The 24,096-nt window shown below is 56.2% G+C and carries 20 protein-coding genes; 11 read left to right on the plus strand and 9 right to left on the minus strand.

Going from position 1 to position 24,096, the window contains the following annotated elements; genetic code table 11:
* Positions 1-125 precede the first annotated feature (125 nt).
* Positions 126-1,190 (minus strand): AI-2E family transporter, encoded by a 1,065-nt coding sequence (locus tag ACMWKA_RS04495; RefSeq protein WP_013098230.1) that lies wholly within the window; start codon positions 1,188-1,190, stop codon positions 126-128.
* A gap of 221 nt (positions 1,191-1,411) precedes the next feature.
* On the opposite strand from ACMWKA_RS04495, the gene bepA reads away from it, so the two are divergent.
* Both bepA and arsC read left to right on the plus strand, forming a co-directional pair.
* Positions 1,412-2,875, plus strand: a complete 1,464-nt coding sequence (gene bepA / locus ACMWKA_RS04500; protein ID WP_414760020.1) for a beta-barrel assembly-enhancing protease — start codon at positions 1,412-1,414, stop codon at positions 2,873-2,875.
* A 13-nt stretch (positions 2,876-2,888) separates the two neighbouring features.
* Entirely contained in the window at positions 2,889-3,245 is a 357-nt protein-coding gene (arsC, locus tag ACMWKA_RS04505; RefSeq protein WP_040022957.1) for an arsenate reductase (glutaredoxin), read from the plus strand.
* Here the strand turns inward: arsC and ACMWKA_RS04510 are convergent.
* Positions 3,242-4,066, minus strand: a complete 825-nt coding sequence (locus tag ACMWKA_RS04510; protein WP_040022967.1) for a homeodomain-like domain protein — start codon at positions 4,064-4,066, stop codon at positions 3,242-3,244. The two genes, arsC and ACMWKA_RS04510, sit on opposite strands and share 4 nt — an antisense overlap.
* 147 nt (positions 4,067-4,213) lie before the next feature.
* On the opposite strand from ACMWKA_RS04510, the gene celB reads away from it, so the two are divergent.
* From celB to ACMWKA_RS04525, 3 genes are read left to right on the plus strand one after another with little or no spacing between them, the layout of a single operon-like run.
* Positions 4,214-5,533, plus strand: coding sequence for a PTS cellobiose transporter subunit IIC (gene celB, locus ACMWKA_RS04515; RefSeq protein ID WP_023620393.1), 1,320 nt, complete (start codon positions 4,214-4,216; stop codon positions 5,531-5,533).
* Positions 5,534-5,536: 3 nt separating this feature from the next.
* Positions 5,537-6,490: a N(4)-(beta-N-acetylglucosaminyl)-L-asparaginase gene (locus ACMWKA_RS04520; protein WP_038420339.1), complete on the plus strand. Its 954-nt coding sequence runs from the start codon at positions 5,537-5,539 to the stop codon at positions 6,488-6,490.
* A gap of 2 nt (positions 6,491-6,492) precedes the next feature.
* A complete protein-coding gene (locus tag ACMWKA_RS04525; protein WP_414760021.1) occupies positions 6,493-7,914 on the plus strand; it encodes a leucyl aminopeptidase family protein in 1,422 nt (473 codons plus the stop codon).
* 77 nt (positions 7,915-7,991) lie between these two features.
* Here the strand turns inward: ACMWKA_RS04525 and ACMWKA_RS04530 are convergent, their stop codons facing one another.
* From ACMWKA_RS04530 to bglK, 5 genes are all read right to left on the minus strand, one after another.
* Positions 7,992-8,693 carry a DnaA inactivator Hda gene (locus ACMWKA_RS04530; protein WP_211944493.1) on the minus strand — a complete coding sequence of 234 codons (702 nt, stop codon included), beginning with the start codon at positions 8,691-8,693 and terminating at the stop codon, positions 7,992-7,994.
* A 95-nt stretch (positions 8,694-8,788) separates the two neighbouring features.
* Positions 8,789-10,078 carry a uracil permease gene (uraA, locus tag ACMWKA_RS04535; protein WP_013098238.1) on the minus strand — a complete coding sequence of 430 codons (1,290 nt, stop codon included), beginning with the start codon at positions 10,076-10,078 and terminating at the stop codon, positions 8,789-8,791.
* Between the two features lie 86 nt (positions 10,079-10,164).
* Positions 10,165-10,791, minus strand: a complete 627-nt coding sequence (upp, locus tag ACMWKA_RS04540; RefSeq protein ID WP_003860560.1) for a uracil phosphoribosyltransferase — start codon at positions 10,789-10,791, stop codon at positions 10,165-10,167.
* Positions 10,792-11,018: 227 nt separating this feature from the next.
* Positions 11,019-12,449, minus strand: a complete 1,431-nt coding sequence (locus ACMWKA_RS04545) for a 6-phospho-beta-glucosidase (RefSeq protein WP_013098239.1) — start codon at positions 12,447-12,449, stop codon at positions 11,019-11,021.
* A gap of 10 nt (positions 12,450-12,459) precedes the next feature.
* Positions 12,460-13,353 carry a beta-glucoside kinase BglK gene (bglK, locus tag ACMWKA_RS04550; protein WP_129328118.1) on the minus strand — a complete coding sequence of 298 codons (894 nt, stop codon included), beginning with the start codon at positions 13,351-13,353 and terminating at the stop codon, positions 12,460-12,462.
* Between the two features lie 247 nt (positions 13,354-13,600).
* Here bglK and purM point away from each other — a divergent pair, with 247 nt between their 5' ends.
* The 4 genes from purM to ppx all read left to right on the plus strand — a co-directional run bounded on the left by purM (position 13,601) and on the right by ppx (position 19,085).
* Positions 13,601-14,638, plus strand: a complete 1,038-nt coding sequence (gene purM, locus ACMWKA_RS04555; RefSeq protein WP_013098241.1) for a phosphoribosylformylglycinamidine cyclo-ligase — start codon at positions 13,601-13,603, stop codon at positions 14,636-14,638.
* Positions 14,635-15,276 (plus strand): phosphoribosylglycinamide formyltransferase, encoded by a 642-nt coding sequence (gene purN / locus ACMWKA_RS04560; RefSeq protein WP_020689985.1) that lies wholly within the window; start codon positions 14,635-14,637, stop codon positions 15,274-15,276. The genes purM and purN overlap by 4 nt, the downstream gene beginning before the upstream one ends.
* A gap of 206 nt (positions 15,277-15,482) precedes the next feature.
* Positions 15,483-17,543: a polyphosphate kinase 1 gene (gene ppk1, locus ACMWKA_RS04565; RefSeq protein WP_013098243.1), complete on the plus strand. Its 2,061-nt coding sequence runs from the start codon at positions 15,483-15,485 to the stop codon at positions 17,541-17,543.
* A 3-nt stretch (positions 17,544-17,546) separates the two neighbouring features.
* The gene (gene ppx, locus ACMWKA_RS04570) at positions 17,547-19,085 is read left to right on the plus strand and encodes an exopolyphosphatase (RefSeq protein WP_014832869.1); all 1,539 of its coding nucleotides are present in this window, start codon (positions 17,547-17,549) and stop codon (positions 19,083-19,085) included.
* 4 nt (positions 19,086-19,089) lie between these two features.
* On the opposite strand, the gene ACMWKA_RS04575 is transcribed toward ppx, so the two are convergent.
* Positions 19,090-21,330 (minus strand): EAL domain-containing protein, encoded by a 2,241-nt coding sequence (locus tag ACMWKA_RS04575; protein WP_414760022.1) that lies wholly within the window; start codon positions 21,328-21,330, stop codon positions 19,090-19,092.
* 369 nt (positions 21,331-21,699) lie between these two features.
* Between ACMWKA_RS04575 and ACMWKA_RS04580 the strand changes: the two genes are divergently transcribed.
* Positions 21,700-21,870 (plus strand): YfgG family protein, encoded by a 171-nt coding sequence (locus tag ACMWKA_RS04580; RefSeq protein WP_028027964.1) that lies wholly within the window; start codon positions 21,700-21,702, stop codon positions 21,868-21,870.
* On the opposite strand, the gene ACMWKA_RS04585 is transcribed toward ACMWKA_RS04580, so the two are convergent.
* Positions 21,867-22,757: a LysR family transcriptional regulator gene (locus ACMWKA_RS04585; RefSeq protein ID WP_095427655.1), complete on the minus strand. Its 891-nt coding sequence runs from the start codon at positions 22,755-22,757 to the stop codon at positions 21,867-21,869. The two genes, ACMWKA_RS04580 and ACMWKA_RS04585, sit on opposite strands and share 4 nt — an antisense overlap.
* A 97-nt stretch (positions 22,758-22,854) precedes the next feature.
* Here ACMWKA_RS04585 and ACMWKA_RS04590 point away from each other — a divergent pair, with 97 nt between their 5' ends.
* On the plus strand, positions 22,855-24,084 hold the full coding sequence (locus tag ACMWKA_RS04590; protein ID WP_128311637.1) for an MFS transporter: 1,230 nt from the start codon (positions 22,855-22,857) through the stop codon (positions 24,082-24,084).
* Positions 24,085-24,096 lie beyond the last annotated feature (12 nt).

Consider the following 24,096-nt stretch of genomic DNA (forward strand, 5'->3'; position numbering starts at 1 on the left):
GTGAGTGTCGGGTGGCGGCTTCGCCTTACCCGACCTACAAGATAAATGCAAAACGGCAACCTGGTTGCCGTTTTTAGTGTTTTCCCCCTCTCCCCGTGGGAGAAGGGCATCAGGCCGCACAAAAACTACTTCTCCTCCACCGCTGGCACATCCGGCCATGCATGGACGACGGCTTTAATCAGCGTCGCCAGCGGAATGGCAAAGAACACGCCCCAGAATCCCCACAGCCCGCCAAAAATCACCACCGATAAGATAATCACCAGCGGATGCAGATTTACCGCCTCTGAGAACAGCACTGGCACCAGCAGGTTGCCATCCAGGGCCTGAATAATCAGGTACACCGCGAAGCAACTCCAGAACTCGGTGCCCAGGCCAAACTGGAACAGCGCGACCCCAACAACCGGAATGGTGACCACAAAAGCGCCAATATACGGAATAAGGACCGACAGCCCCACCAGCACCGCCAGCAGCAGCGAGTAGTTAAGCCCGAAGATCAGGAAGCCAATCCAGGTCGCGACCCCAACCACAATCATCTCCAGCACCTTGCCGCGAATGTAGTTGGTGATCTGCTGGTTCATCTCTTCCCACACCTGCCCGGCCAGCCCGCGATTACGCGGCAGAATACGCCGCACGGCGTTGAGCATCTGATCTTTGTCCTTCACCAGGAAGAACACCATCAACGGTACCAGCACCAGGTAGACGGCGAGCGTAAGGAGCCCAACCAGCGACGCCAGGGAGTATTTCACCACCGAATCGCCCATGGTCATGATGCGGGCGCGCATGTTTTCGGCCATCGCATCGATGATCCCCGCGTCCATCAGCGCCGGATAACGACGCGGCAGCGTGGCGGCAAAATCAGAAAGCTTATTTAACATGCCGGGCATATCGCGGATCAGGTTGATCCCCTGCTGCCAGGCGACGGGCATGACCACAAACGCCATCAACAACAGAATGCCAACAAACAGCACCAGCACGATGCTGGTCGCCCAGCGTCGGGAGCAACCGATATTTTCCAGCCGCGCGGTTGGCCACTCCAGCAGATAGGCCAGCACAATAGCCACCAGCAGTGGCGCCAGAAGGCCGCTGAAGAAGAACAGAATACCAAACCCGGCAACCAGAATAACCAGCAAAGCAATGGCTTCCGGGTCGCTAAACCGGCGCCGGTACCACTGCATTAACATTTCGAGCATACAACCCTTCCCTGAATCGAATGACGGGAGTCAGAAGGTGAATTGTATCTAACTGTCACAAAAAAGACTTTCGCTTTTTGTATCGCTGTCACAATCCGCAAAAGCCTGATGAATGGGATTTTCTTCATGCCACAACACGGCTACACTCGCAGGGCAGTGGAGATGAACGATATGCGGGTTCATCGGTCAAATTAGCACATCCAAAATACAGGACAGTGGTTATGTTCAGGCAGTTGAAAAAAACAGTGGTTGCGACACTGATTGCCGCCGTAACGGTCGGTCAGGTGTTGCCAGCTTTTGCTGATTCGTCCGATTCATTGCCGGACATGGGCACCACAGCAGGAAGCACGCTCTCCATTGGTCAGGAGATGCAGATGGGTGATTACTATGTTCGCCAGCTGCGCGGCAGTGCTCCGCTGATCAATGACCCATTGCTGGTGCAGTACATTAATGGTCTGGGGATGCGCCTGGTCGTGCACGCCAACTCGGTAAAAACCCCCTTCCACTTCTATTTAATTAATAACGACGAAATCAACGCCTTCGCCTTCTTTGGCGGTAACGTGGTGCTGCATTCGGCGTTATTCCGTTATTCCGATAACGAAAGCCAGCTGGCGTCGGTCATGGCGCACGAAATTTCCCACGTGACCCAGCGCCATCTGGCCCGTGCGATGGAAGACCAGAAACGCAACGCGCCCCTGACCTGGGTGGGTGCGCTGGGCTCTATTTTGCTGGCTATGGCCAGCCCGCAGGCCGGGATGGCCGCATTAACCGGCACGCTGGCAGGCACGCGCCAGGGGATGATCAGTTTCACCCAGCAAAACGAACAGGAAGCGGACCGCATTGGCATCCAGGTGTTGCAGCGCTCGGGCTTTGACCCTCAGGCCATGCCCAGCTTCCTGGAAAAACTGCTCGATCAGGCACGCTACTCGTCACGTCCACCCGAAATTCTGCTCACCCACCCGTTACCGGAAAGCCGTCTGTCCGATGCGCGTAACCGTGCCAATCAGATGCGTCCGGTGGTGGTGCAATCCTCACAGGATTTCTACATGGCGAAAGTGAGAACGCTGGGCATGTACAATTCCGGGCGCAACCAGCTCACCAGCGACCTGCTGGATGCCCTGGCAAAAGGCAACGTGCGCGAGAAGAACGCGGCGCAATACGGCCGTGCCCTGCAGGCGATGGAAGCCAGCAAATACGACGAAGCGCGAAAAACGCTGCAACCGCTGCTGGCCGCCGACCCGAATAACCCGTGGTATCTCGACCTCTCCACGGATATCGATCTGGGGCAGAAGAGACCTGCCGATGCGATTAATCGCCTGAAAGGTGCCAAAGAGGTGCGGACCAACCCGGTGCTGCAGCTTAACCTGGCGAACGCTTATCTGCAGGGCGGCCAGCCGGGTGAAGCGGCCACCATTCTGAACCGCTACACCTTCGACAATAAAGACGATCAAAACGGCTGGGATCTGCTCGCTCAGGCAGAAGCCCAGCTGGGCAACCGCGATCAGGAACTGGCGGCACGCGCCGAAGGATTTGCCCTGGTGGGGCGTCTGGATCAGGCCATTTCGATGCTCAGCAGCGCCAGTTCACAGGTCAAACTTGGCAGCCTGCAACAGGCCCGTTACGATGCGCGTATCGATCAGCTGCGCGCGCTACAGCAGCGCTTCAAGCCGTACGAAAAGATGTAAAAAGGAAGAAAATATGACTGACGCGGTAAAAATCTACCATAACCCTCGCTGCTCCAAGAGCCGCGACACCCTCAGCCTGCTGAAATCCAACGGCGTAGAGCCTGAGGTGGTGCTGTATCTGGAGACACCACCAGACGCGCAGACGATCCGCCAGCTCCTGCATATGCTGGGCATAGGCAGTGCACGTGAGTTGATGCGCCAGAAAGAGGATCTCTATAAGTCACTTAACCTGGACGACACGCGTCTCACTGAAGCTGAGCTCGTGCAGGCGATGGTTGACAACCCGAAGCTCATTGAACGCCCAATTGTGGTGGCAAACGGCAAGGCGCGCATCGGGCGTCCGCCGGAAGATGTGCTCGACATTCTTTAAGCCTCGCGCCGCAGCCCTTCCAGAAAGGCCTGCGGCGTACTTTCCCCCAGTTTTTTCTGCGCTTTACCCCGGTTGTAAAACTCGCACAAGGTCATCAATAGCACACCTGCCGGTTCAACATTCACCCGCGGAATAATATCGCGTAAGGGCACCATCACCTGAAGTGCACTGCAGGTACGTTGATGTGCCTTCACCGCAATGTCGTTAACAGCCAGCGTCGCCTCAAAACCAAAAGTCTCAATAGATTGTATAGCAGCCGGACACGCCGCCAGCACCTCCTGCGTCCAGGTATTCAGTCGTTGAGGCGACAGCCCCGCATAAAGCCGGGCATAGCACCAGCCGCTCACCGGCTCTCGCGCCCAAAGCAGATGCTGCTCCCCGCCGTCGTCCATATGCAGCGACAAAGGCAAATGGTGCAGTTCCAGTGCATGGGGCGTAATACCCGCTTTCAGCGCCTTTTTCCCCTGCAAGGGGATCCCTTTTTGCTTTGCAGCGGCCGGTTTGAGATAGCGGTTCAGGGTGGCGCGGGAAACGGCAATGCCCAGGACGTCGTTAACCATAAGCAGCAGGTCATCCAACGGCGCGCCCAGGATGTCACGCAGGGCATTCACCAGCGCAACCTGCTCTTGTCTCATCGCTTTGTGTATCACTTTAGGCGTCGTATGGTTATCCGACACCTGGTCGCGATTGCGCCAGCGTCTGACGGTGGTGACCGAAATACCCAGCTCGACGGCCAGCTCTCTGTCGCTCTTCTCAGACTGTTGAAGATAACGGCGGATGCGCGGCGTCGTGGTCGCATTGGCGTGCAGTTTGATTTCCATCGCAACAAACTCCATAACTAATCTTATGAGATTTATAATACACCAGCGATTGCTTTGTGACCGATTTCACCTTTCGCTCGCCGCGCTTCACTGATAATCCCCAGAGATAACATAAACAACACCTCTCAATCTTGTACGGAGTTCACAATGAACAATGTTCTGGGATTTCTTGAAGCAAAACTGATGCCGCTGGCGGCCAAAACGGCCCAGCAGCGTCATCTTGGTGCCATTCGCGGTGCCTACGTTTCATTCATGCCGTTTATCATCGTCGGCTCCATCCTGCTGGTGATCTCCTCCTTTCCCAATCAAACCTATCAGCAGTTTATGTCTCAGGCGTTTGGGGAAAGCTGGAGCGCGATTATCGAAATCCCGTTCAACGCGGTGTTCTCGACCATGTCGCTGTTTATCAGCTTCCTGGTCGCCTATCGCCTGGCTGAACACTATGGCGAAGACCGTATCTCCTGCGGCATTCTGGCGCTGGTCGCCTTTCTGATCCTGACCCCTTTTATCAAAGTGGCGGAACAGGGTGGCATCACCGTCATGCCGGTAGAGTGGATTGGCAGTAAAGGGTTATTCGTGGCGATGATTGGCTCTCTGCTTTGGACGGAGCTGTTCTGCTGGCTGAAGCGCAAAAAACTGGTTATCAGAATGCCGGATGGCGTGCCGCCTGCGGTGCAGGAGTCGTTCGCGGCGCTGATCCCTGCCCTCTTGGTGATGATCCTGGTGCTGATGATCCGCATCGGCTTTGAAAACACCCATTACAACACCATCCATCAGTTTATTTACGAGGTAGTAGCAACCCCGGTTCGCCACTACGGCACTTCCTATTTTGGCGCGCTGATGACGGTCTTCAGCATCACCATTCTGTGGTCAGTGGGCATTAACTCCGGTTCGATGATCAACGGCATTATTCGCCCGCTGTGGATGGAGAACCAGACCGATAACATCGCCGCCATTCAGGCCGGCGCTACCCCACCGCACATTATCACCGAACAGTTTTTTGACATGATCTGGATGGGCGGCGCAGGGGCCACGCTGTCGCTGGTGATTGCGATGCTGATTTTCGCCCGCAGTAAAAACATGCGCGAAGTGGCACGCCTGGGCGCGGGGGCCTCGGTGTTTAACATCAACGAACCGATTCTGTTCGGCCTGCCGGTGATCATGAACCCGATCATGCTCATTCCGTTCAATCTGGTGCCGCTGGTGCTGGTCACCGTGCAGTACGTGGCAATGAAAATTGGTGCGGTCGCCGTCACCACCGGGGTGTTTATCCCCTGGACGCTGCCGCCTGTTATCAGCGGTTTTATCGTCACCGGGCATCTCAGCGGCAGCATCATGCAGCTTATCAACCTGCTGATTGGCGCCATGCTGTATCTGCCATTCATGCGTATCGTGGATAAACAGTACCGCGCCGCGGAGATTGCCACCGTGACGCAAACCGACACCACCCTTGCAAAACAGGAGTAAAGCATGTGGGGAATTATCGCCACCTGGCGAATGGCGCTTGAAGGCGTCACCGAGTCGGCCTCTGCGCTGGCAGCAGGGAAACCGGTGGCTGCCGCGGTCGTGGATGCCGTTGCCGCCGTCGAGGACTTCCCGTTCTATAAATCGGTCGGCTACGGCGGGCTACCAACCGAAAATGGCGAGGTGGAACTGGACGCCGCCTACATGGACGGCGACACGCTGGCGTTTGGCGCCGTGGGAAATCTGGTGGATATCGCCAACCCGGTACGCGTGGCGCAGGCGTTAAGCCGCCAGCGCTATAACAGCCTGCTGGTCGGCAAGGGCGCACGCGAGTGGGCATTGAGCCAGGGTTTTGCCGACAAAACGATGCTCACCGACCGGGCCATGCAGCACTACCGCAAGCGCTGCCGGGAGACGCTGGATAAAGGCTTAAGCCCCTACGATGGCCATGACACGGTCGGGATTATCGGTCTCGACAAACAGGGATCCATGAGCGTGGCGACCTCCACCAGCGGCCTGTTTATGAAAAAGCGCGGCCGACTTGGCGATTCGCCGATCATCGGCTCCGGCTTCTACTGCGACAGTGAAACCGGCGCCGCCACCGCCACGGGCGTGGGCGAAGATCTGATGAAAGGCTGCACCAGCTACGAAATTGTTCGCCGCATGGCGCAGGGGATGTCTCCGCAGCAGGCGGCAGATTCCGTGGTGTTCGAGCTGGAAGACAGGCTGATGTCGCGCTTTGGCCGCGCGGGGGATCTCTCCGTGGTATGCATGAATAACAAAGGTGAATTTGGCGCCGCCACCAACATTAAAACGTTCTCCTTTGTGGTGGCGACGGCACGCCAGCCGCTGACCGTGTTTCGCGCCGAACGGCTGCGGGAAAAAACGCACTATCAGGCGGTGGATGATGAATGGATGCAGGCCTATGCCGCACGGATCCGCGCACCGATTGAGGAGTAATGATGATGACGTATCAGCTGATCACCGCCCTTTCTGACGTAAAGCCACACGGCCACTTCATCGCCCGCAGCTCGTCTACGCTGTTACCGGACACGCCACTGATTGCGGAAATGCGCGGGCAAGATGCCGTTGCCGACACCCGTTTTGGCTGTGCGCCTTTTGCGCGCATCACGCTGGTGCCAGATGCTCTCTGGCAGGATAGCCTTACCGAAGGATTGCTTACGGCACTCCGTCCGCTGCTGGACACGCCCGTCAGTACCGACGTGGTCCTGGATGTCACCCACATTGACGACGTTGTGCTGCAACAGGTCCTGCGTTTTCTTTTTAATCAGTCACACAGGCTTAGCGATCTGCAGCTGAAGAAAGCGGACGATGTCACTTTGCGCGTTGAGCACGTTACCGCCCTCTGCCTGCCAGAACAGCAGGCGCGGCTGGACGTTATCTTCCGCCAGCAGCTCGCCATTAGCCGTGAAATGGTCGCCGCACGCCGTCTGGCCGATATCCCCTCCGACCGCTGCACGCCGCAGTTTATGGTGCAGGAGGCGCAGACGCTGTGCGCGGCCTTCCCTGCCCTGCGCTGTGAAGTGCTGGATGAAAAGCAGATCGTTGAGCAGGGTCTGGGGCTGCTTCACGCCGTTGGCAAAGGCGCCTCCTGCCCGCCACGACTGCTGGCTATTCACTATGATGGTGTTTCTGACGGCCCGGTGCGCTGCTATGTAGGTAAAGGCATTACCTTCGATACCGGCGGCCTGTGGCTCAAGGATGGCGCGGGCATGTACACCATGAAATATGACATGTGCGGGGCAGCGAACGTGCTGGGCCTGATGCTGACCGTTGCAGAGCTGGCGCTCCCCGTGCGCCTCATGGGCGTGCTGGCGCTGGCAGAAAACGCCATCGGCCCGGACGCCATGCAGCCTGGCACGGTAGCCAGAGCCTGCAACGGCACCACGGTTGAAATCAACAATACCGATGCCGAAGGCCGACTGGTGCTGGCAGACGCTATCGCCTGGGCCAGCCAGCGCCATCCGCAGGCGCGCTACATTATCGATATGGCAACGCTGACGGGTGCGGTGGTCAAAGCGCTGGGATATGAGCTGAGCGGGTTGATGACCCAGGACGAGCCACTGCGCCAGGCGCTGACGCAGGCAGGAAAACAGAGCGGAGATGAAGTGTGGTCCCTGCCGCTGGATGCGCGGCTGAAAAAGCAGACCGACAGCGCCATCGCCGATCTGTGCAATACGCCGCCCAACAATGCGGCGATCAGTGCCTCGGCGGCGTGGCTGCTGCATCACTTCTGCCCGCCGACAATCCCGTGGGCGCATCTGGATATTAGCGGTACGGCGCTGTGGCGTGAGGGTGGCAGAAGCGTGGCCTCAGGGAGGCCGATTCCGCTGCTGGTGGAGCACCTGATGGGAGATCTCTAGCCGGGTGGCGGCTGCGCCTTACCCGGCCTATTCGATCCCGTAAGCCCGGTAAGCGCAGCGCCACCGGGCAAAAAAACTCAAAGCTTCAGAATATCTTTCACAAACGGAATGGTGAGCTTGCGCTGGGCGGTAATGGAGGCGCGATCGAGCTGATCGAGCGTATCAAACAGCGTGCGCATTTCCCTGTCCAGACGCTTGAGCAGGAAGCGCCCTACGTCTTCCGGCAGTTCAAATCCGCGCAGTCTGGCGCGCAGCTGAAGCGCCTGGAGTTTGTCTTCATCTGACAGCGGTTGCAGTTTGTAGATTTGCCCCCAGTCGAGTCGGGAGGCCAGATCCGGCAGCCCCAGATTCAGCTGGCGCGGCGGACGATCGCCGGTGATCAGCAGCCGGGTTTTACCCGACTCCAGGATACGGTTATAGAGGTTAAAGATCGCCATTTCCCACGGCTCATCCCCCGCCACGCATTCGATATTATCGATGCAGACCAGGGAGAGATGTTCCATTCCCTCCAGCACGTCAGGCACAAACCAGGTACGTTTATCCAGCGGTACATAGCCTACCGCATCCCCCCGCGCTGAAAGCTCAGCACAGGCGGCATGCAACAGATGACTGCGTCCCGCGCCTTCGCGTGACCAGATATAGATGTATCCGCTGTGATCCTGGCGCAGCACGTTCTGCAGTGCAGCCAGTAAAGAGGGGTTATCACCCGGCCAGAAACTCGCGAAAGTTTCGTCGTCAGGGAGATAGAGTGGCAGAGAGAGCTGTGCCGGTCCGTTCAGAAGTACCTCAACCAGATCTTACATAAAATCGGAACGGAGTTTAGCACGGAACCTGCCAGGAGAGAACCGGGCGGATCGTCCACCCGGTTTTACGATCAGTGTGACGCTTTTTCGCTTTCGTCAGCGTCCAGCACCACCTCTTCAGGGCGGATCACGGAAATCAGCTTGAAAATCAGACTCAGGCCCACACCAACGATGGTCGCCAGCGCCATGCCTTTCAGCTCGGCCGCGCCGATGTGTACCTTCGCGCCGCTCACGCCGATGATCAGGATAACGGAAGTCAGGATCAGGTTCTGCGCTTTGCTGTAGTCCACTTTGGACTCAATCAGCACGCGAATACCGGATGCGCCAATTACGCCGTACAGCAGCAGAGACACGCCGCCCATCACCGGAACCGGGATGATCTGGATCGCTGCCGCCAGTTTACCCACGCAGGAGAGCAGGATTGCGATGATTGCCGCACCGCCGATAACCCAGGTACTGTAAACGCGAGTGATCGCCATGACGCCAATATTCTCACCGTAGGTGGTGTTTGGCGTGGAACCAAAGAAACCGGAGATGATCGTCGAGAAGCCGTTTGCAAACATCGAACGGTGCAGACCCGGGTCGCGGATCAGGTCACGTTTAACGATGTTCGCCGTCACCACAAGGTGGCCAACGTGTTCAGCAATAACCACCAGCGCGGCAGGCAGAATAGTGAAGATAGCAAACCATTCAAAGCGTGGCGTATAGAAGGTTGGCAGGGCAAACCAGTGCGCCTGAGCAATTGGCGTGGTATCGACAACACCCATCACGAAGGAGAGTGCATAACCCGCCAGCACGCCGATCAGGATCGGGATAATCGCCATAAAACCGCGGAACAGCACGGAGCCAAATACCGTCACGCCCAGCGTCACCAGTGAGATGATGATGGTTTTAGAGTCCGGCGACTGCCCATCAGCAGGCAGCAGGCCAGCCATATTCGCCGCCACGCCTGCCAGCTCCAGACCGATAACGGCAACGATGGCCCCCATCGCCGCCGGTGGGAACATCACGTCCAGCCAGCCGGTACCGGCCTTCTTCACAATGAAAGAGACAAGGCAGAACAGCACGCCGCACATGATAAAGCCGCCCAGCGCCACTTCATACCCCAGGGGCAGCAGCAGCAACACCGGCGAGATAAAGGCAAAGCTCGACCCCAGATACGCCGGGATTTTGCCTTTACAGATAAAGAGGTACAGCAGCGTCCCGATACCATTGAACAACAGCACGGTAGCCGGGTTAATGTGAAACAGGATTGGCACCAGCACGGTTGCGCCAAACATAGCGAACAGGTGCTGCAAACTAAGCGGGATAGTCTGTAAAAGCGGCGGTCTTTCACTCACCCCGATAGCACGGCGCGTCATAGTGTTTTCCTCTGAGATGGTTAGTTATGTGTGTTTTATTCAAAAAAAAGCCGACTTTCAAAGTCGGCTTATTTATCGTTATTCGATTATTTCGTACCAAAGATCTTATCGCCGGCATCGCCCAGCCCCGGGATGATGTACCCGTGCTCGTTGAGCCCCTGGTCGACAGACGCGGTGTACAGCTCCACATCCGGGTGTGCTTTTTCCAGCGCCGCGATCCCTTCCGGTGCCGCAACCAGCACCAGCACTTTGATGCTGCTGCAGCCTGCTTTTTTCAGCAGGTCGATGGTGGCAATCATTGAGCCGCCGGTCGCCAGCATCGGGTCAACCACCAGCGCCATACGCTCGTCGATGTTAGACACCAGCTTCTGGAAGTACGGAACCGGCTCCAGGGTTTCTTCATTACGGTAGATCCCCACCACGCTGATACGCGCGCTCGGTACGTGCTCCAGCACGCCTTCCATCATGCCAAGACCAGCACGCAGGATTGGCACCACGGTAATTTTCTTACCTTTGATCTGCTCAACCTGCACCGGGCCGTTCCAGCCTTCGATGGTCACTTTTTCCGTTTCGAGGTCAGAGGTCGCTTCGTAGGTCAGCAGGCTGCCGACTTCAGATGCCAGTTCGCGAAAACGCTTCGTGCTGATGTCATGCTCACGCATCAGGCCCAACTTGTGTTTAACGAGTGGGTGTTTCACTTCCACAATCTTCATTCTCTTTCTCCTCTGAGGTGGCGTCCGCAAAAAAATCGCGGGATTATACCGCTTTTTTCGGATTAGGCCATACCCATCTTGCTTGACGTATATCAAGCAAAGTGATTTAGAGACAAAAAAACCGGAGGCGAGACTCCGGCTTGGGTGCGGGATTCTGCCCGGTGGCGCTGCGCTTACGCGGGCCTACGTGTAGTGTAGGTCGGGTAAGCGTAAGCGCCACCCGACAATTACAGGTTATCGCCGTTGCTCGCAATCACCTGCTTATACCAGTCAAACGACTTTTTCTTGCTGCGGTTCAGCGTGCCGTTCCCTTCGTTGTCTTTATCAACAAAGATAAACCCGTAGCGTTTCTTCATCTCGCCGGTGCCGGCAGAAACGAGATCGATACAGCCCCACGGGGTGTAGCCCATCAGATCCACGCCATCTTCCACCACCGCTTTTTTCATCTCGCGGATGTGCGCCGAGAGATAATCAATGCGGTACTGGTCGTTCACCGTGCCGTCGCTCTCCTGCACGTCAATCGCGCCGAAGCCGTTCTCAACGATGAACAGCGGCAGCTGGTAGTGATCCCAGAACCAGTTCAGGGAGTAGCGCAGGCCAACCGGGTCAATCTGCCAACCCCAGTCAGATTTCTGCACGTACGGGTTGGAGACCAGGCTCTTGCTTTCATCGTAATCCAGTTCCGGGTTATCCGCCGTCGCTTTGGTGGCGAAGGACATGTAATAGCTAAAGCCGATGTAATCCACGCAGCCCTGCGTCAGCGCCGCTTTGTCTTCTTCGGTAATGTCCAGCGTGAAACCACGACGCGCAAAGTAGTTAAGCAGATGCTGCGGATACTTGCCGCGCACGTGAACGTCGGTGAACCAGTAGCGACGATGCATTGCGTTCATCGCCATCATGATATCGTCAGGCGCACAGGTCAGCGGATAAATGGGGCACATGGCAATCATGCAGCCGATCTGCAGGGAAGGATTAATCTCGCGCCCGGCTTTTACCGCCAGCGCGCTGGCCACCAGCTCATAGTGCGCGGCCTGGAACATCACCGGCTCACGGTCTTCGCCCGGCGCATACTTCAGTCCGGAGTTGGTAAACGGCGCAAAATCTTCGTGGAAGTTAGCCTGGTTGTTGATCTCGTTAAAGGTCATCCAGTACTTCACCTTATGCTGATAGCGCTGGAAGACCGCTTTTGCGAAGCGGACAAAGAAGTCGATCAGCTTACGGTTGCGCCAGCCGCCGTACTCGGTGACCAGATGATACGGCATCTCAAAATGCGACAGGGTGATAACCGGTTCGATGCCGTATTTGAGGCACTCATCGAACAGGTCATCGTAGAATTGAAGGCCCGCTTCGTTCGGCTCCAGCTCATCCCCTTTCGGGAAAATACGCGTCCAGGCAATGGAGGTACGGAAGCATTTGAACCCCATCTCCGCAAAGAGTTTGATGTCTTCTTTATAGCGATGGTAAAAATCGATGGCTTCGTGGTTCGGGTAATTTTTTCCTGGCAGCACGCCGTCGGTGATTTCACGCGGCACGCCGTGGGCGCCAGCGGTCATAACATCGGCGACGCTTACGCCTTTACCGCCCTCTTTCCAGCCACCTTCCAGCTGGTGCGCGGCCACCGCGCCGCCCCACAGAAAACCTTCTTTAAATCCTGACATACTCTTTCCCTCATTCGATGTTGCTGATTGCTGACGGATACTGCTGTCTGAAGTGGTAAACCGCGCCGACAAGACCGGCCCGGTTGCCGTGGCTGACGACATCGGCGATATCTGCGATGCCAAACCACGCAAGATGGGTGCGAAGCAGATCCATAAACCCGGGCCGCTCCGCGATACCGCCGCCAATGAAGATGGTCTGCGGGTCGAACACATTCGCCAGGTTGTAGAGCCCTGTCGCAATGCCGTTAAGAAAATCATCCACCAGGCGGCGGCATACGGTGTCGCCTGCGTCATAGCCATCAAAAATGGCCTCGCCGGTGACGCTCTCAAGCGTCAGACCGTGAAAGTCGGCATAGCGCTTGCGAAGCGTGCGTAACGTACAGTTTTCATTCATGGAGTGGCGGGCAACACGTCTTGAGTCTGCCCTTTCCGTGAGCATGTAGCCGAACTCTCCGGCGCGAAAACGCGCCCCGTGAACCAGCCTGCCGTTGCAGAAAATCGCCCCGCCGATCCCGGTGCCGATGGTCAGTACCAGAAAGTTATCGATATCCTTCGCCTTGCCCTGCCAGCGCTCCGCCAGCAGCACGCAGTTAGCGTCATTCTCGACGGTGACCGGTAAACCCGTATGCGCCTCAAGCCAGCCTTTCATTGCGAACTGGTCGAAGCGCCGAATGGCCCCGCCCATCTCAATAAAGCCGGTATGCGGATTAACATACCCCGGCGCGCTGATGGCGATCCCCTTAAGCCCGGGATGGGCCGTTACCCAGTTCAGCATCTGCGCAAGAATGGCGTCACCGTCGCTGTTCCTGATGGCGACCTTATCCGTTTGCAGTAGCTCTCCCTGCGCTGTCGCAATGCCCATTTTTAACGCGGTGCCACCGATATCAAATGCGGCGATGTTCATGGCCTTCATTCCTCCTAAATGAAACTGAAACCGGTTTCATTTCATGATGTTCATTCCCTAAACCGCATGCAAGCAGATCGCCGAAACCGGTTTCATTTTCGTGAACGGAGTCAAGTTTGCGCGCCGCCGGGGGCGGAGCAGAAAAAAAGATCCTCGCGCCGAGAATAGGCTCGCAAACGTTTGCCTGGACTGTTAGAATTGCGCCGATTTTTCTTACTAGCTATGCAATCGCGTGGGGACTTGAGCCGTGACCAACAAAACTTCTCTCAGCTACAAAGATGCCGGTGTTGATATTGACGCAGGTAATGCGCTGGTTGACCGAATCAAAGGTGTGGTGAAAAAAACCCGCCGCCCGGAAGTGATGGGTGGTCTGGGTGGCTTCGGCGCACTGTGCGCGCTGCCGCAAAAATATCGTGAACCTGTTCTGGTCTCGGGTACTGACGGTGTAGGCACAAAACTGCGCCTGGCGATGGATTTAAAACGTCACGACACGATCGGTATCGATCTGGTCGCGATGTGTGTAAACGACCTGGTGGTACAAGGCGCTGAGCCGCTGTTCTTCCTCGACTACTACGCGACAGGCAAACTGGATGTGGATACCGCAGCCAGCGTGATCAACGGTATTGCCGAAGGCTGTCTGCAGTCTGGCTGCGCGCTGGTTGGCGGTGAAACCGCAGAAATGCCTGGCATGTATCACGGCGAAGATTATGACGTCGCAGGCTTCTGCGTGGGTGTGGTAGAAAAATCAGAAATTATCGATGGCAGTAAAGTGGCTGATGGTGATGTGCTGATTGCGCTGGCCTCCAGCGGCCCGCACTCTAACGGCTACTCGCTGGTGCGTAAAATCCTCGAAGTAAGCGGTTGCGACCCACAAACCACCGAACTTGAAGGTAAACCTCTGGCTGACCATCTGCTGGCACCGACCCGCATCTACGTGAAAAACGTGCTGGAGCTGATTGAGAACGTTGACGTTCACGCCATTGCCCACCTGACCGGTGGCGGCTTCTGGGAAAACATTCCGCGCGTACTGCCGGACAACACTCAGGCGGTAATCGACGAATCGTCCTGGCAGTGGCCAGCGGTCTTTAACTGGCTGCAAACCGCGGGCAACGTGAGTTCTCACGAAATGTACCGCACCTTTAACTGTGGCGTAGGTATGGTGATCGCCCTGCCAGCGAGCGAAGCGGATAAAGCCGTTAAGCTGCTGACGGACAAAGGTGAAAACGCGTGGAAAATCGGTATTATCAAAGCTTCCGATTCCGAACAGCGTGTGGTCATTGAATGAAAAACATCGTGGTGCTCATTTCCGGCAACGGAAGCAATTTGCAGGCCATCATTGACGCCTGCAAACAGAAGAAAATCAATGGCACCATTCGGGCAGTATTCAGCAACAAGGCCGACGCGTTCGGCCTTGAGCGCGCCCGGGAAGCAAACATTCCCGCGCACGCGCTGGAGGCCAGTCAGTTCGCCGGCCGTGAAGCCTTTGACCGCGAGCTGGTTCAGGAGATTGATGCCTACGCGCCGGACGTTGTGGTGCTGGCGGGGTATATGCGCATCCTGAGCCCGGCGTTTGTCGGGCACTACGCCGGGCGTCTGCTGAATATCCACCCTTCGCTTCTGCCGAAATATCCCGGCCTGCACACCCATCGTCAGGTGCTGGAAAACGGCGATGAAGAGCACGGGACCTCGGTGCATTTCGTGACCGATGAGCTGGACGGCGGACCGGTGATCCTGCAGGCGAAAGTCCCGGTCTTTGACGGCGACACCGAAGACGACATCACCGAACGGGTGCAGAGCCAGGAACATGCCATTTATCCACTGGTGGTCAGCTGGTTTGTCGACGGGCGTCTGGCGATGCGCGACGGGGCTGCCTGGCTGGATGGCGTGAAACTGCCCCCGCAGGGTTACGCGGCCGAAGAGTAGTCTGTTCTGTCGGGTGGCGCAGCAGCGCTTACCCGACAAACAAAGCGCATTACCCGATATTCCCTTCTCCAACCTTCTAAAATCTCCAACAAAAAAATAACTGTCATACTTTTCTGGCACTGTTGGACATATCGTGGAAATGCTCGCCATAATAAGGACGAGACGGATTTACCACGTCCTGTGATTGAACTGGAGTGTGAGCTGTAATGGGTCAGGAAAAGTTATATATCGAGAAAGAGCTAAGCTGGTTAGCATTCAACGAACGCGTACTCCAGGAAGCGGCGGACAAAAGCAACCCGCTTATTGAGCGCATGCGTTTTTTGGGCATTTATTCCAACAACCTTGATGAGTTCTACAAGGTTCGCTTTGCCGAGCTGAAACGGCGGATCATCATCAGCGAAGAGCAGGGCTTAAACTCTCACTCTCGCCATCTGTTAGGCAAAATTCAGTCCCGCGTGTTGAAAGCCGATCAGGAATTTGACGGCCTCTATAACGAGTTGCTGCTGGAGATGGCACGCAATCAAATCTTCCTGATTAACGAACGTCAGCTCTCCGTTAACCAACAAAACTGGCTGCGCCACTACTTTAAACAGTATCTGCGCCAGCACATCACCCCTATTCTGATCAACCGCGAAACCGATCTGGTGCAGTTCCTGAAAGATGACTACACCTACCTGGCGGTGGAAATTATTCGCGGTGAATCCATCCGTTACGCGCTGCTGGAGATCCCGTCCGACAAGGTGCCACGCTTTGTGAACCTGCCGCCGGAAACCCCGCGCAGACGCAAACCGATGATCCTGCTGGATAACATCCTGCGCTACTGTCTGGACGATATCTTCAAAGGCTTCTTCGATTACGACGCGTTAAACGCCTACTCGATGAAGATGACCCGTGACGCCGAATATGACCTGGTGCACGAGATGGAAGCCAGCCTGATGGAGCTGATGTCCTCCAGCCTCAAGCAGCGTCTGACGGCCGAACCGGTGCGCTTTGTCTATCAGCGTGATATGCCAGACGCGATGGTGGAAATGCTGCGCGACAAGCTGACTATCTCGCGCTATGACTCCATCGTGCCGGGCGGTCGTTACCATAACTTTAAAGACTTTATTGGCTTCCCGAACGTCGGCAAAGCCAATCTGGTGAATAAACCACTGCCGCGTCTGCGTCATCTCTGGTTCGATAAGTTCCGTAACGGTTTCGACGCCATCCGCGAACGCGATGTCCTGCTCTACTATCCGTATCACACGTTTGAACACGTGCTGGAGCTGCTGCGTCAGGCCTCCTTTGACCCGAGCGTGCTGGCAATCAAAATCAATATTTACCGCGTGGCGAAAGACTCCCGCATCATCGACGCGATGATCCACGCCGCGCACAACGGCAAAAAAGTAACCGTGGTGGTTGAGCTGCAGGCACGTTTCGACGAAGAGGCCAATATCCACTGGGCGCGCCGTCTGACGGAAGCGGGTGTACACGTTATCTTCTCCGCCCCGGGGCTGAAAATTCACGCCAAGCTGTTCCTTATTTCCCGTAAAGAGGGTGATGACGTGGTGCGCTATGCCCACATCGGTACCGGGAACTTTAACGAGAAAACCGCACGAATTTATACCGACTACTCGCTGCTGACCGCCGACGCGCGCATCACCAACGAGGTGCGCCGGGTGTTCAACTTTATTGAGAACCCGTACCGCCCGGTGAGCTTCGATTATCTGCTGGTGTCACCGCAGAACTCGCGCCGCCTGCTGTACGATATGATCGACAAAGAAATTGCCAACGCCCAGAAAGGCTTGTCGTCCGGCATCACGCTGAAGCTCAACAATCTGGTCGACAAAGGTCTCGTGGACAGACTCTATGCGGCGTCCAGCTCCGGCGTTCCGGTTAACCTGCTGATCCGCGGCATGTGCTCCCTCATCCCGGAACTGGAAGGTATCAGCGATAATATTCGCGTCATCAGCATTGTCGACCGCTACCTGGAGCACGATCGGGTCTATATTTTCGATAATGCGGGAGATAAACAGGTCTATCTCTCTTCGGCAGACTGGATGACGCGCAATATTGATTATCGCATTGAAGTCGCAGCGCCGCTGCTGGATCCGCGCCTGAAACAGCGTATTCTCGACATTATCGAGATTCTGTTTAGTGACACGGTGAAAGCGCGCTATATCGACAAAGAACTCAGTAACCGCTATGTACCGCGCGGCAACCGCCGCAAAGTGCGGTCGCAACTGGCGATTTACGACTATATCAAATCACTCGAGCAACCCGATTAACCTATGCCGATAAATGATAAGACCCCACGACCACAGGAATTCGCCGCGGTCGACCTTGGTTCTAACAGTTTCCACATGGTCATCGCCCGTGAGGTGGATGGCGCGCTGCAGATCATCGGTCGTCTGAAGCAGCGCGTACACCTGGCAGATGGTCTTGATGAACGCAGCATGCTCAGCGAAGAGGCGATGGAGCGCGGCCTGAACTGCCTGTCGCTGTTTGCCGAACGCCTGCAGGGCTTCTCACCCTCCAGCGTCTGCATTGTGGGAACGCATACCCTGCGCCAGGCGCTGAATGCCCCTGAATTCCTCAAGCGTGCGGAAAAAGTGATCCCCTACCCCATTGAGATCATCTCCGGTAACGAAGAGGCGCGTCTGATTTTTATGGGCGTTGAGCACACGCAGCCGGAAAAAGGCCGCAAGCTGGTGATTGATATCGGCGGCGGCTCCACAGAGCTGGTCATTGGTGAAGACTTTGAACCGCGTCTGGTGGAAAGCCGCCGTATGGGCTGCGTCAGTTTTGCGCAGATGTATTTCCCGGGCGGTGCGATCTCGCGGGAAAACTTCCAGCGGGCGCGCATGGCCGCCGTTCAGAAGCTGGAAAATCTGGCCTGGCAGTACCGTATCCAGGGCTGGAACGTCGCGCTGGGGGCCTCGGGCACCATCAAAGCGGCCCATGAAGTGCTGCTGGCGATGGGTGAAAAAGACGGTTTTATCACCCCCGAACGCCTGACGTTGCTGACCGAAGAGGTGCTGAAACATAAAAGTTTCGACGCGTTAAGCCTGCCGGGTCTTTCCGACGAGCGTAAAGCGGTGTTTGTACCGGGGCTGGCTATCCTGTGCGGCGTATTCGATGCGCTGGCCATTAAGGAGCTGCGTCTCTCTGACGGCGCGCTGCGTGAAGGCGTGCTGTATGAGATGGAAGGCCGCTTCCGCCATCAGGATATTCGCAGCCGCACCGCGCAAAGCCTGGCAAACCAGTACAACATCGACCGCGAACAGGCGAAGCGGGTGCTGGAAACGACCGTACAGATGTACGATCAGTGGCAGGAGCAGAATCCAAAGCTTGCCCATCCGCAGCTTGCCGCCCTGCTGAAATGGGCCGCGATGCTGCACGAAGTGGGCCTGAACATCAACCACAGCGGCATGCACCGTCATTCCGCCTACATTCTGCAAAACAGCGATTTGCCGGGCTTCAACCAGGAGCAGCAAACCATGATGGCGACGCTGGTGCGCTATCATCGCAAAGCCATTAAGCTCGACGATCTGCCGCGCTTCACGCTGTTCAAGAAAAAGCAGTTCCTGCCGCTGATTCAGCTGCTGCGTCTGGGCGTGCTGCTAAATAACCAGCGTCAGGCCACTACCACGCCGCCCACGCTGAAACTCAAAACGGATGACCATCACTGGACGCTGAGCTTCCCGCACGACTGGTTTAGCCAGAATGCGCTGGTTCTGCTGGATCTGGAAAAAGAGCAGCAGTACTGGGAAGCGGTCACCGGCTGGCTGCTCAAAATCGAAGAAGAGAGCGCCGACGTCGCGGCGTAACGGCTCAGGCGTCCGCTACGGACGCCTCTGCCTCCAGCAGTGAATCAAGTGCCACCGGCCGACCTATCAGATAGCCCTGCACATAGTCGATACCGAGCGCGTGAACCGCGCTACGTATCTCTTCGGTCTCCACATATTCCGCAACCACCAGCATCTTTTTCATTCGCGCTAAATGGCAAATAGAGGCCACAATCTGGTAATCCAGGCTGTTGCTGACGATATTGCGAATAAAGCTGCCGTCAATCTTGAGGATGTCTGCGTCCACGCTTTTCAGCCGCGCATAGCTTGCATAGCCGGTACCAAAATCATCTATCGCAATGCGTACGCCCATTTTTTGTAGCTGCCGGAGGGTATGCATCGCCTGCTCCGCGCTGCCGAAGGTACTGCACTCGGTCACCTCGAAGATCAACTGCCACGCCTCCACGGCGTATTTATTCAGAAGACGGCTCACCTCCAGCGGGAACTGAACCCGACAAACGGTTGAGGGCGCAAGATTAATGGCAAAGCGCTGGCCGGGCAGCCTGTCACGGTGTTCGGCCAGGAAACACAGCGTGCGCTCCAGCACCCACAAATCGACCCGCGACGACAGGCCAAACTCCTGAGCGACGGGCAGGAACCGATCGGGAGTAAGTAACGCGCCATCCGCATCCGGCATCCGCAGCAGCACTTCATGATAGCGATCGCCACGCAGGCCGCGAACGGGCTGCGCCAGCAGGGTGAATTCGTTGTTGTCGAGCGCCTTTTGCAGGCGGCTCATCATCGCGATTTTATCCTTCAGGCTGCGCTGCAGATGGACAGCACCACGCTGCTGAAGGTTTTCCGGGTGGTTGGTTGAGAGCGACAGATCGGCAATGACTCCGAGCTCCCCCAGCACCAGATAGAGATGGTTCACGGGTGAGCGTACATAGCAGTAACTCATGCCCACCTGCGGCTGTAGCGGCATGCCATCCCAGATAAAACGGAACTGTTTGATATGCTCATCCAGGGTCTCGATTCGCTGCTGGTGCGATTCCGCGTTGAGTCGCACCGCCAGATCATACCCGGTAAGGTGATACACCCGCTCATTGGGCTGGAGTGTGCCATTAACCCACTGTGCCAGCTGCTGTTTGTACAAAATTCGCAGCAATACGCCATAATTTCGGCCCAGCACTTCCAGTTCAGGAATACGCAGTAAACAGAGCGCCGACCACGGGTTCCGGGCCAGATCGCGTAACAACGCCCGCAGGTTAGGCATATGGACAACCGGGTCGAGGAGCGCCAGCCTGCGGGAGCGCTTATTCACGGCACGCTGGCGGGTCGACAGCATCGACATATAGACCACCACAAACGAGAAGACCAGGTAGCTGGAAGAGGTGATCGCCAGTTGAATGTCGTAACCCTGATTCACAGGGATATAACGGTAAAAATAGTGAATAGAGACCAGCAGGACCGGCGTCCAGATGAGGGATGTCAGCCTGTAACCAAAGCGCATCGCGCCCCAGAGCATCACCGGCATCAGGAGCGACAGCGTGTAGTTAGTGGTGAAGATAGAGCTGTTCTCATTCATTGGTATCAGCAGCAACAGCAGCAGCCCGCCCAGTATGATCAACCAGACCAAAAACTCGATGAGCGTCACCTTTTTATCGATCTGCGCGCGGCTCTGAGAAATCAATGTCCTGAAATAACGCGGATGGCGAATCAGCCGGATTATCAGGTAACTCAGTGGTACTCCCGTTAAGCCGCTGACCAGCAGCGCCTGATAGTTGATCAGCGTGTGAATATTAAGCGGGTTCAGCCCCGCCAGGCTCTGGCGACTCTCATACACGCCCAGATAAACCGCAAACTGAAACAGCACCAGAAACAGCGTTGCCGGACATAACACCTGCCAGAAAATGCGCTGCGCCATCAGCCGTATATCGCCGTAAGCCGTCATATTGCGTCTGGGGGCAAAGACGCGATAACCGCCCCAACTCAGCACTAAGGGAATAATAAAATGGAAGATCCCGGCAACGGTTTCAAACAGCCCAACTTGCGGGTAATAGCGAATAAACAGCGACAGCACTATTCCGGGAATAGCCCCAACGCCGAAAAACAGCATTAAGGTGAGCAGGAAAAAGAGCGGCAGATAATAGAGTGCCACAATGCCGTCGCCCAGTTGCGTCAGGGTATTGGCCGCGCTCAGCACAGGCAGCAACACCACCGGTAAAATAAGCGGCAGCGCCCACCAGCGGTCTTTATTCTGTTTCAGGAAAGCAATAGTGTTCATAGATGCCCGATTAAACCCCTTTCTCCTGAGGGAAAATGAAGACAGGCATCCGACCTGACGTACGTGCTGCCCGCTAAAACCCGGGGCAAACAGTATGGAGGAGGGATTTTAAATACCACTGCGGGGAATCCGTTGACTTAAATCAAACTATTTAATTCAAAATTTCCTTTCTTCTGTTTTTTTCCGGTTAATTTTCTTCGTGTTATCAATATCGTAAATGCAATTATTATTTTTAATAACATCGGTTAATGTATATGTTGACGGTTATTTACACATCGCAGAATTGACCCACCCTTCACGCTGTGCCTTAATATCCCCGTCGCCCAAAAGGGTATGTCCAGGAAAAACACAGTGAGTCAGGCCACACGTATGCGAAAACGACATCGATTTAACACTCGAATGACCCGCATCATATTGCTAATCAGCTTCCTGTTTTTCTTTGGCCGCTTCGTTTATTCCTCCATTGGTGCCTGGTATCACCATCAGGACAAACTCCAGTCGCAGCAAACCAGCCTGAACGTCGATACTGCCGATCGCTAATCCACCGGTGGGTTTTGTATTATCCGAATAATGGCCGCGATCCCTTTGCTGAGGATCTTATCCTGACGCATCACAACAGCCAGCTGCCGTTGCAATACGGGTTCAAGCGACATGACGCTTAGCCCTTCGCGGTCAGCGGCATGTTCAACCGCCATTCGCGGTACAATGCTATAACCCAACCCCGCGCGAACCATCCGTTTAATGGCCTCAATGCTGCCAAGCTGCATCACCGGCGCAATCGCTAACCCACATGCCGCAAACCAGCCATCTATCAGCGCGCGGGTGCCACTGCCGGATTCAAAGGCAATCAGCGGCTGAAGGTGCAACGCCTCAGGGGTTAAACGCGAAAATCGCTCCTGCTGCATAAGCGAGGCAATAAAAACAAACTCTTCGTCCATCACCGTCACGACGTCCAGACTTTTACCACTGACAGGCAGGGTCACCAGCCCCAGATCGAGACGGTTTTCTTCTATCGCCCTGACAATGTCGAGGGTGTTGCCCGTGGTTACCCCCACTTTCAGGAGTGGGTAGTCGCTGCGTAACTGCTGCAACAATGGCGGTAAAAGATGGATACAGGCCGTTGCGCCAGTGCCAAGCGTCACGGTGCCGCTCACGTCGTGGCTGAACTCACTCACGGAACGAACCGCTTCATCTACCGCCTGCTGAATACGCTCTTCGTGGAGCAGCAGAGCCTGTCCGGCAGGTGTAGCCTTGATACCACGCCCGGTTCGTTCTACCAGCCGCGTTTGCAGAAACTGTTCCAGCTGACGTATTTGCAGACTAACGGCGGGCTGGGAAATACCGAGCAGATCCGCTGCAGCCGAAAAGCTGCCGCGCTGGATCACCAGACGGAAGGTCGCAAGATGTCCCAGATTGAGCGTCGTCATGCAAAGTTTCTCTTATACGGGTCATAAAGATACGGCACTGCCAGCACAATACCGCGCCCGTTATGCTCAGGACAACTGAATAACGGAATGAAAACTCATGGAAACACCTGCACTTCCCCGCCGCCTCGCTCTCACCGCCGGATGTAATCAACTTATCAACTGGGGGATCTCTTTTTATATGCCCGGCACTTTTGCCCTCGCCATTATCGCCGACAGGGGATGGACATCGCCCCAGCTCTATCTCGGCCTGACGCTGGCGATGCTGGTGATGGCCGCCGTCTCCCCTTTTGTCGCCCGTCTGCTGGCACGCTTTGGCGGGCAAAACGTGGTGATGAGTGGAACGCTGCTGATCGCCGTAAGCTGCGCGGGGATGGCATACACCCAGACCCTTCTCGGCTGGTACAGCGCCTGGCTGGTGACCGGTATCGGGATGCGCCTGTCGCTCTACGATGCGCTATTCGCCGCGCTGGTAAACCTGTATGGACAGCAGGCGCGAAAAACGATCTCACGCATTACGCTGGCTGGTGGGCTGGCGTCTGCTGTTTTTTGGCCGCTGGGAGACACGCTGCTGAAGGTGATGAGCTGGCAGCATGCGCTGCAAATTTACGCTCTTTTTGGACTGCTGAGCGCGGTATGCATTCGAACCCTCCCCCAACAGCGTCTGGCGATTACCCGCAGCGTAAATGCCCCCATCCCGGCCGGTGAACGGCGTAACGGCTGGCTTTACGCAACGTTTATCGCCCTCATTACGTTTGTCTCTAACGGCACATCCACCCACCTGCCGGAGTTTATCGCCAGCGTCGGCCTGCCGATCGCCCTCGGCATGCTGTGGGGAGTCGGCCAGACGGGGGCGCGCGCAATCGAGGTCATGGCGGGAGCCCGCTCAACCCCACTCTCCCTTACACGCTTTACCGCCCTCGCGATGCCGCTCTGCTTTCTTCTTGGGCTAAGCAGTACCCTGTATGCCTGGTGTGCTGCCGGATTTGTGCTGGGCTATGGCGCCATCAACGGGCTGGTGACAATCGTCAAAGCCACGCTACCGCTGGCGCTGTTCAGCGCTGAAAGCTATGCCCGGCGCACTGGTTTGCTTCTGATCCCTGCACAACTGATGGCAGCAGCGTCGCCGTTTGCATACGCATGGCTTAACAAAACGCTGGGGATCGCGGGCGCTATGTGGGTGTCTACCGGGTTAACGCTGGTAATTGCCGGGCTGGCGATCGCCATTGTACGCCGTTCGGGCACGCAGAATGTATCACACTGTATCGAGAACGCCCCGCAGACAAGCCGGTACAAAAAGCCGCCCGCAGCAAACATCTCTGATACATAAAAATGGTCTTCT

The organism is Enterobacter sp. 03-F-07-AD-ECC, assembly GCF_047530935.1.
GTDB lineage: Bacteria > Pseudomonadota > Gammaproteobacteria > Enterobacterales > Enterobacteriaceae > Enterobacter > Enterobacter cloacae.

Bases quoted from the DNA above. Each gene is read 5' to 3' on its own strand.
- ACMWKA_RS04545 (WP_013098239.1), bottom strand. From the start codon at position 12,449: ATGTCAGGATTTAAAGAAGGTTTTCTGTGGGGCGGCGCGGTGGCCGCG.
- ppx (WP_014832869.1), top strand. From the start codon at position 17,547: ATGCCGATAAATGATAAGACCCCACGACCACAGGAATTCGCCGCGGTC.
- ACMWKA_RS04520 (WP_038420339.1), top strand. From the start codon at position 5,537: ATGTGGGGAATTATCGCCACCTGGCGAATGGCGCTTGAAGGCGTCACC.
- ACMWKA_RS04525 (WP_414760021.1), top strand. From the start codon at position 6,493: ATGATGACGTATCAGCTGATCACCGCCCTTTCTGACGTAAAGCCACAC.
- ACMWKA_RS04575 (WP_414760022.1), bottom strand. From the start codon at position 21,330: ATGAACACTATTGCTTTCCTGAAACAGAATAAAGACCGCTGGTGGGCG.
- ACMWKA_RS04585 (WP_095427655.1), bottom strand. From the start codon at position 22,757: ATGACGACGCTCAATCTGGGACATCTTGCGACCTTCCGTCTGGTGATC.
- arsC (WP_040022957.1), top strand. From the start codon at position 2,889: ATGACTGACGCGGTAAAAATCTACCATAACCCTCGCTGCTCCAAGAGC.
- ACMWKA_RS04580 (WP_028027964.1), top strand. From the start codon at position 21,700: ATGCGAAAACGACATCGATTTAACACTCGAATGACCCGCATCATATTG.
- ACMWKA_RS04510 (WP_040022967.1), bottom strand. From the start codon at position 4,066: ATGGAAATCAAACTGCACGCCAATGCGACCACGACGCCGCGCATCCGC.
- bepA (WP_414760020.1), top strand. From the start codon at position 1,412: ATGTTCAGGCAGTTGAAAAAAACAGTGGTTGCGACACTGATTGCCGCC.
- upp (WP_003860560.1), bottom strand. From the start codon at position 10,791: ATGAAGATTGTGGAAGTGAAACACCCACTCGTTAAACACAAGTTGGGC.
- celB (WP_023620393.1), top strand. From the start codon at position 4,214: ATGAACAATGTTCTGGGATTTCTTGAAGCAAAACTGATGCCGCTGGCG.
- ACMWKA_RS04590 (WP_128311637.1), top strand. From the start codon at position 22,855: ATGGAAACACCTGCACTTCCCCGCCGCCTCGCTCTCACCGCCGGATGT.
- bglK (WP_129328118.1), bottom strand. From the start codon at position 13,353: ATGAACATCGCCGCATTTGATATCGGTGGCACCGCGTTAAAAATGGGC.
- ppk1 (WP_013098243.1), top strand. From the start codon at position 15,483: ATGGGTCAGGAAAAGTTATATATCGAGAAAGAGCTAAGCTGGTTAGCA.
- uraA (WP_013098238.1), bottom strand. From the start codon at position 10,078: ATGACGCGCCGTGCTATCGGGGTGAGTGAAAGACCGCCGCTTTTACAG.
- ACMWKA_RS04495 (WP_013098230.1), bottom strand. From the start codon at position 1,190: ATGCTCGAAATGTTAATGCAGTGGTACCGGCGCCGGTTTAGCGACCCG.
- purN (WP_020689985.1), top strand. From the start codon at position 14,635: ATGAAAAACATCGTGGTGCTCATTTCCGGCAACGGAAGCAATTTGCAG.